Origin of the sequence: Mycobacterium sp. (assembly GCF_035506235.1) — a bacterium.
Lineage (GTDB): Bacteria > Actinomycetota > Actinomycetes > Mycobacteriales > Mycobacteriaceae > Mycobacterium.
In genome coordinates, this window is record NZ_DATJPU010000273.1 from 1 (window position 1) to 5,437 (window position 5,437).

The 5,437-nt window shown below is 69.0% G+C and carries 4 protein-coding genes, 1 tRNA gene and 1 pseudogene; 4 read left to right on the plus strand and 2 right to left on the minus strand.

The features are described from left to right. Window positions 1-506: pseudogene (locus VMD50_RS26110) on the minus strand (transcription-repair coupling factor); the annotation flags it as partial. A 107-nt stretch (window positions 507-613) separates the two neighbouring features. Here VMD50_RS26110 and lysA point away from each other — a divergent pair. After that, entirely contained in the window at window positions 614-1,954 is a 1,341-nt protein-coding gene (gene lysA / locus VMD50_RS26115; protein ID WP_325432224.1) for a diaminopimelate decarboxylase, read from the plus strand. Here the strand turns inward: lysA and VMD50_RS26120 are convergent, their stop codons facing one another. Then, window positions 1,955-2,548: a TetR/AcrR family transcriptional regulator gene (locus VMD50_RS26120; protein ID WP_325432230.1), complete on the minus strand. Its 594-nt coding sequence runs from the start codon at window positions 2,546-2,548 to the stop codon at window positions 1,955-1,957. Between the two features lie 149 nt (window positions 2,549-2,697). On the opposite strand from VMD50_RS26120, the gene VMD50_RS26125 reads away from it, so the two are divergent. From VMD50_RS26125 to VMD50_RS26135, 3 genes are all read left to right on the plus strand, one after another. Next, window positions 2,698-2,769, plus strand: a tRNA-Gln gene (locus VMD50_RS26125). 87 nt (window positions 2,770-2,856) lie between these two features. Next, a complete protein-coding gene (glmU, locus tag VMD50_RS26130) occupies window positions 2,857-4,332 on the plus strand; it encodes a bifunctional UDP-N-acetylglucosamine diphosphorylase/glucosamine-1-phosphate N-acetyltransferase GlmU (protein ID WP_325432226.1) in 1,476 nt (491 codons plus the stop codon). Between the two features lie 97 nt (window positions 4,333-4,429). Continuing rightward, window positions 4,430-5,410 carry a ribose-phosphate diphosphokinase gene (locus VMD50_RS26135; protein ID WP_325432228.1) on the plus strand — a complete coding sequence of 327 codons (981 nt, stop codon included), beginning with the start codon at window positions 4,430-4,432 and terminating at the stop codon, window positions 5,408-5,410. The last annotated feature ends 27 nt before the right edge of the window (window positions 5,411-5,437 follow it).

The following is a 5,437-nucleotide window of genomic DNA, read 5'->3' on the forward strand; positions in this document are numbered from 1 at the left end:
GCGATGACGTCCTCGAAGGCGATCTCCCGGCCGACGCCGAGGGTGACCGGCTCCACGTCGCCCAGGCGCGGCGTCATCGGCTGCAGCAGCGAACGCACCGCCGTCACCACCACTTGCAGCGGCGGGCCCAGGCGCGAGTCGTCCGGACGGGCCAGCCGGCGCAGCACCAGCATTCGGGCGCCGACGGTGTCGATGCCGGGTGAAAGCCGTTCGTGCGGCAGGGTTTCCCAGGACGGGAAGATCGCCACCGCGTCGCCGAACACGCCGCGCAGTTCGGCGGTCAGGTCATCGGCCTCGCGCCCCGTCGCGGTGACCACGAGCAACGGACCCAGCCGCGCCAGCGCGCCGGCGACGAACAACCGGGCGCTGGCCGGTCCGACCAGGCTCAATTCGGCGGGTCGGGTTGCCGCGCTGTCGATCAACTGCCGGAAGGTCGGCGCGGTCAGCGCCAGGTCCACGAGCCCCGCGATCGGGGTTTCTGGGCGGGCAGGCCCCGGTGCGGTCATGATGAATCCATTCTAAGTGCGCCGAACAACGTCAAGATTGGCCCCGGCGGCGTCAAGGGATCGTAAGAAAAGCGGCACCCGACGCGGGCCGGACGCATTTTGAAGTCATGACACTGCTTGACATCGTGCCGTCGCTCGGCCGGGCGGCACCCCGCCGGTTCGATGCCGCGATCTGGCCCGTCACGACCCAATCCGATGACCACGGGCGGCTCCGCGTCGGTGGCGTGCCGCTGGTCGATATCGCCGACGAGTTCGACACGCCGGCCTACGTCATCGACGAGGCCGACTTCCGCGATCGCGCCCGCCGCTACCGCAAGGCGCTGCGCGGCGTCAGGGTCGTTTACGCCGGGAAGTCGCTGCTGACCACCGCGGTGGCGCGGTGGGCGCGCGAAGAGGGCCTCGGTGTCGACGTCTGCTCGAGCGGTGAACTGGCCGTTGCCCTGGCCGGCGGAGTGAACCCGGCGCGGATCGTGATGCACGGCAACGCGAAATCGCCCGACGAGCTGCGCGACGCGGTGCGCGCGGGCGTGGGGCGCATCGTGCTCGATTCGTGCATCGAGATCGCCTATCTCGCGGGTGTGGCCCCCAGCCGCCAGCCGGTGCTGATCCGGGTGACGCCCGATGTCGACATTCACGGACACCGCGCCGTCAGCACCGGCATCAGCGACCAGAAGTTCGGCTTCACCCTCGCCGATGAGCACGCGGCCGATGCGGTGAAACGCGTGCTGGCGCACCCCATCCTCGACCTGGTGGGGCTGCACTGCCATATCGGCTCGCAGGTCACCGACCCGGCCCTCTACGGCGAGGCGATCCGCCGGATGATCGCCGCCATGGCCGACGTCCGCGCCCGCCACGGCGTCATCCTGACCGAGCTCAACATCGGCGGCGGCCACGCCATCCCCTACATCCCCGGCGATCGCGAGCTCGACGTCGACGCGCTGGCCCGAGTCATCGAGGATGCCCTGGACGAGGCCTGCGCCGCCGAGCATTTCCCGCGGCCGACCGTCGTGGTGGAACCCGGTCGCGCCATCAGCGGCCGGGCCGGTGTGACGCTGTATCGGGTGTGCTCGCTAAAGACGCGCCCGGGCGGCCGCACCTTCGTCGCCGTCGACGGCGGGATGAGCGACAACCCACGGGTGTCGTTGTATGGCGCCCAATACACGGTCACGCTGGCCAACCGGCACTCGACGGGGATCAAGCAGCGCGTGACCGTGGTCGGCCGGCACTGCGAGGCGGGCGACGAGATCGCCCGCGACATCGAGCTGCCGGCGGACCTTCGCCCCGGCGACCTGTTGGCCGTGGCCTGCACCGGCGCCTACCACCACAGCATGGCGTCGAACTACAACATGGTCGGGCGGCCGGCCCTGGTGGCGGTGAAGGCTGGCCGGGCCCGCGCCCTGATCCGCCGCGAGACGATCGCCGACCTGCTCGCCCGCGACTGCGGTTAGCTATTCGTCCTGCAGGCGCGGATCGGCCTCCAGGTGGGTCAGGCCGTTCCACATCAGGTTGACCAGGTGCGCGGCGACCACTTCCTTTTTGGGCTCGCGGGTGTCGAGCCACCATTGCGCCGTCATCGACACCGAGCCCACCAGCGCCTGCGCATAGAGCGGTGCCAGGTCGGGATCCAGGCCCCGGCGGGCGAAGTCGCCGGCCAGGATGGAGCTGACCTGGCTGACGGCGTCGTTGAGCAGGCTGGAGTAGGTGCCCGAGCTGATCGCGGCCGGCGAGTCGCGGATCATGATCCGGAAGCCATCGGTGCGTTCCTCGACGTAGGTGAGCAGCGCCAGCGCCACCCGCTCGACCCGCACCCGGGAACGGTTGTTGGTCAGCGACGAGGTGATACCGTCCAGCAACGCCGACATCTCCCGGTCGACGACGACGGCGTACAAGCCCTCCTTGCCGCCGAAATGTTCGTAGACGACCGGCTTGGAGACGTTGGCCCGCAGCGCGATCTCTTCGATCGAGGTGCCCTCGTAACCCCGCTCGGCGAACAGCGAACGTGCGATGCCGACGAGCTGCTGCCGTCGTTCGCTTCCGGTCATCCGGGCGCGCGGCGCCCGCGCTTCTTTGTCCGGCTCTTTTTGTGTGGAGGAGTCCAGAACGGCCACGTCAATCAGCGTATCGGTTCGGCGCAACGGAACCGTCCCGTCTAGAGTCTCTTGGTGGCGCCCGCTCCCTATGGCCCAAGCAATCCGTCGTGGTGTAATCGGCAGCACATCAGATTTTGGTTCTGAGAGTTCAGGTTCGAGTCCTGGCGACGGAGCGTGGCTCTTTGCCTCGAGCGTGCATGAAATGCCACGCTTGACGGCGTGTCGGCGTACAAACGCACGCTCGCGCGGAAAGGAGATTCGTGTCGTTTCGTGGTGACACCGCGGTCCTGATTCTCGCGGCAGGACCCGGCACCAGGATGCGGTCGAACACCCCGAAGGTGCTGCACACCCTCGCCGGCCGCAGCATGCTGTCGCATTCCCTGCACGCCGTCGCCAAGGTGGCGCCCCGGCATCTGGTCGTGGTCCTGGGCCACGACCACCAGCGCATCGAGCCGCTGGTCACCGAGCTGGCCGACACCCTCGGACGCACGGTCGACGTGGCGCTGCAGGACCGGCCACAGGGCACCGGACACGCGGTCCTGTGCGGCCTGTCCGCCCTGCCCGACGACTACGCCGGCGTGGTCGTCGTCACCTCCGGTGACACACCGCTGCTGGACGCCGACACCCTGGCCGGCCTGATCGCCACCCACGGCGCGGGATCGGCCGCGGCGACGGTGCTCACCACGACGCTGAGCGACCCGGCCGGCTACGGCCGCATCCTGCGCACCCAGGACAACGAAGTGATGGGGATCGTCGAGCACACCGACGCGACGCCCTCGCAACGCGAGATCCGCGAGGTCAACGCCGGCGTCTACGCCTTCGACATCACGGCGCTGCGGTCGGCGCTGAGCCGCCTGAGCGCCAACAACGCCCAGCAAGAGCTCTACCTGACCGACGTCGTCGCCATCCTGCGCGGCGACTGCCGGACGGTGCACGCCCAGCACGTCGCCGACAGCGCGCTGGTGGCCGGCGTCAACAACCGGGTCCAGCTGGCCGAACTGGGCGCCGAACTCAACCGCCGCATCGTCGCCGCACATCAGATGTCCGGCGTGACTGTCGTGGATCCGGCCACCACCTGGATCGATGTCGACGTCACGATCGGCCGGGACACCGTGATCCACCCCGGCACCCAGTTGCTGGGCCGCACCCGGGTCGGGGGTCGCTGCGTCGTCGGGCCCGACACCACCCTGACCGACGTCAGCGTCGGTGACGGCGCGTCGGTGGTCCGCACCCACGGCGCGTCCTCGTCGATCGGGGACGGCGCCACGGTCGGGCCGTACACCTACCTGCGGCCGGGGACCGCGCTGGGATCCGACGGCAAGCTCGGCGCGTTCGTCGAGACCAAGAACTCCAACATCGGGACGGGCACCAAGGTCCCGCACCTGACGTACGTGGGCGACGCCGACATCGGCGAGCACAGCAACATCGGCGCGTCCAGCGTGTTCGTCAACTACGACGGCGAATCCAAGTGGCGCACCACCGTCGGCTCGCACGTGCGCACCGGGTCGGACACCATGTTCGTCGCGCCGGTGACCGTCGGCGACGGGGCCTATACGGGCGCCGGGACAGTGGTCCGCGAGGACGTCCCGCCCGGGGCCCTGGCCGTCTCGGCGGGCCCGCAACGCAACATCGAGGGGTGGGTACAGCGCAAGCGGCCGGGCAGCGCGGCGGCGCAGGCGGCCGAGAAAGCCGCCAAGCACGAGCCTCCGACCACGCCTTCGCCAGAATCCGAATAGACACGGTGAATTTGGCAGCTGGCAACCCGGCCACATTTCCGTACGATTCGCCTCGTACGATTGGTTTTTCCAATTCCCGAACGGCGAGGGCAGTGCGTTGAGCCACGACTGGACCGATAACCGAAAAAACCTGATGCTGTTCTCGGGCCGCGCGCATCCGGAGCTGGCCGAGCAGGTTGCCAAGGAGCTCGACGTCCACGTCACCGCCCAGACCGCGCGGGAGTTCGCCAACGGGGAGATATTCGTTCGCTTCCACGAGTCGGTGCGCGGATGCGACGCTTTCGTCCTGCAATCGAACCCGGCGCCGGTGAACAACTGGCTGATGGAACAGCTGATCATGATCGACGCGCTCAAGCGGGGCAGCGCGAAGAGGATCACCGCGGTCATGCCGTTCTACCCCTATGCGCGGCAGGACAAGAAGCACCGCGGCCGCGAACCCATCTCCGCGCGGCTGGTCGCCGACCTGCTCAAGACGGCCGGCGCCGACCGGATCGTGACCGTCGACCTGCACACCGACCAGATCCAGGGCTTCTTCGACGGGCCCGTCGACCACATGCGCGCCCAGAACCTGCTGACCGGCTACATCAAGGACAACTACCCGGACGGCAACATGGTGGTGGTCTCCCCCGACTCGGGCCGGGTGCGCATCGCCGAGAAATGGGCCGACGCGCTGGGCGGCGTTCCGCTGGCCTTCATTCACAAGACCCGCGATCCGCGGGTGCCCAACCAGGTGGTCTCCAACCGCGTCGTCGGCGAGGTCTCCGGGCGGACGTGTGTGCTGATCGACGACATGATCGACACCGGCGGCACCATCGCCGGCGCGGTGCAGCTGCTGCGCGACGACGGCGCCAGTGACGTGGTGATCGCGGCGACCCACGGCGTGCTGTCCGATCCGGCCGCCCAGCGCCTGGCCGCGTGCGGCGCCCGCGAGGTGATCGTCACGAACACGCTGCCGATCGACGAGCAGAAGCGCTTCGCGCAGCTCACGGTCTTGTCCATCGCGCCCCTGCTGGCCAGCACCATTCGCGCCGTGTTCGAAAACGGCTCCGTGACAGGGCTTTTCGACGGGGACGCCTAGATGGGCGATACCGTCATCTACCACAAC

Excerpts from the sequence above, each read along its gene's own strand:
- lysA (WP_325432224.1), top strand. The coding sequence starts at position 614 with ATGACACTGCTTGACATCGTGCCGTCGCTCGGCCGGGCGGCACCCCGC.
- VMD50_RS26120 (WP_325432230.1), bottom strand. The coding sequence starts at position 2,548 with ATGACCGGAAGCGAACGACGGCAGCAGCTCGTCGGCATCGCACGTTCG.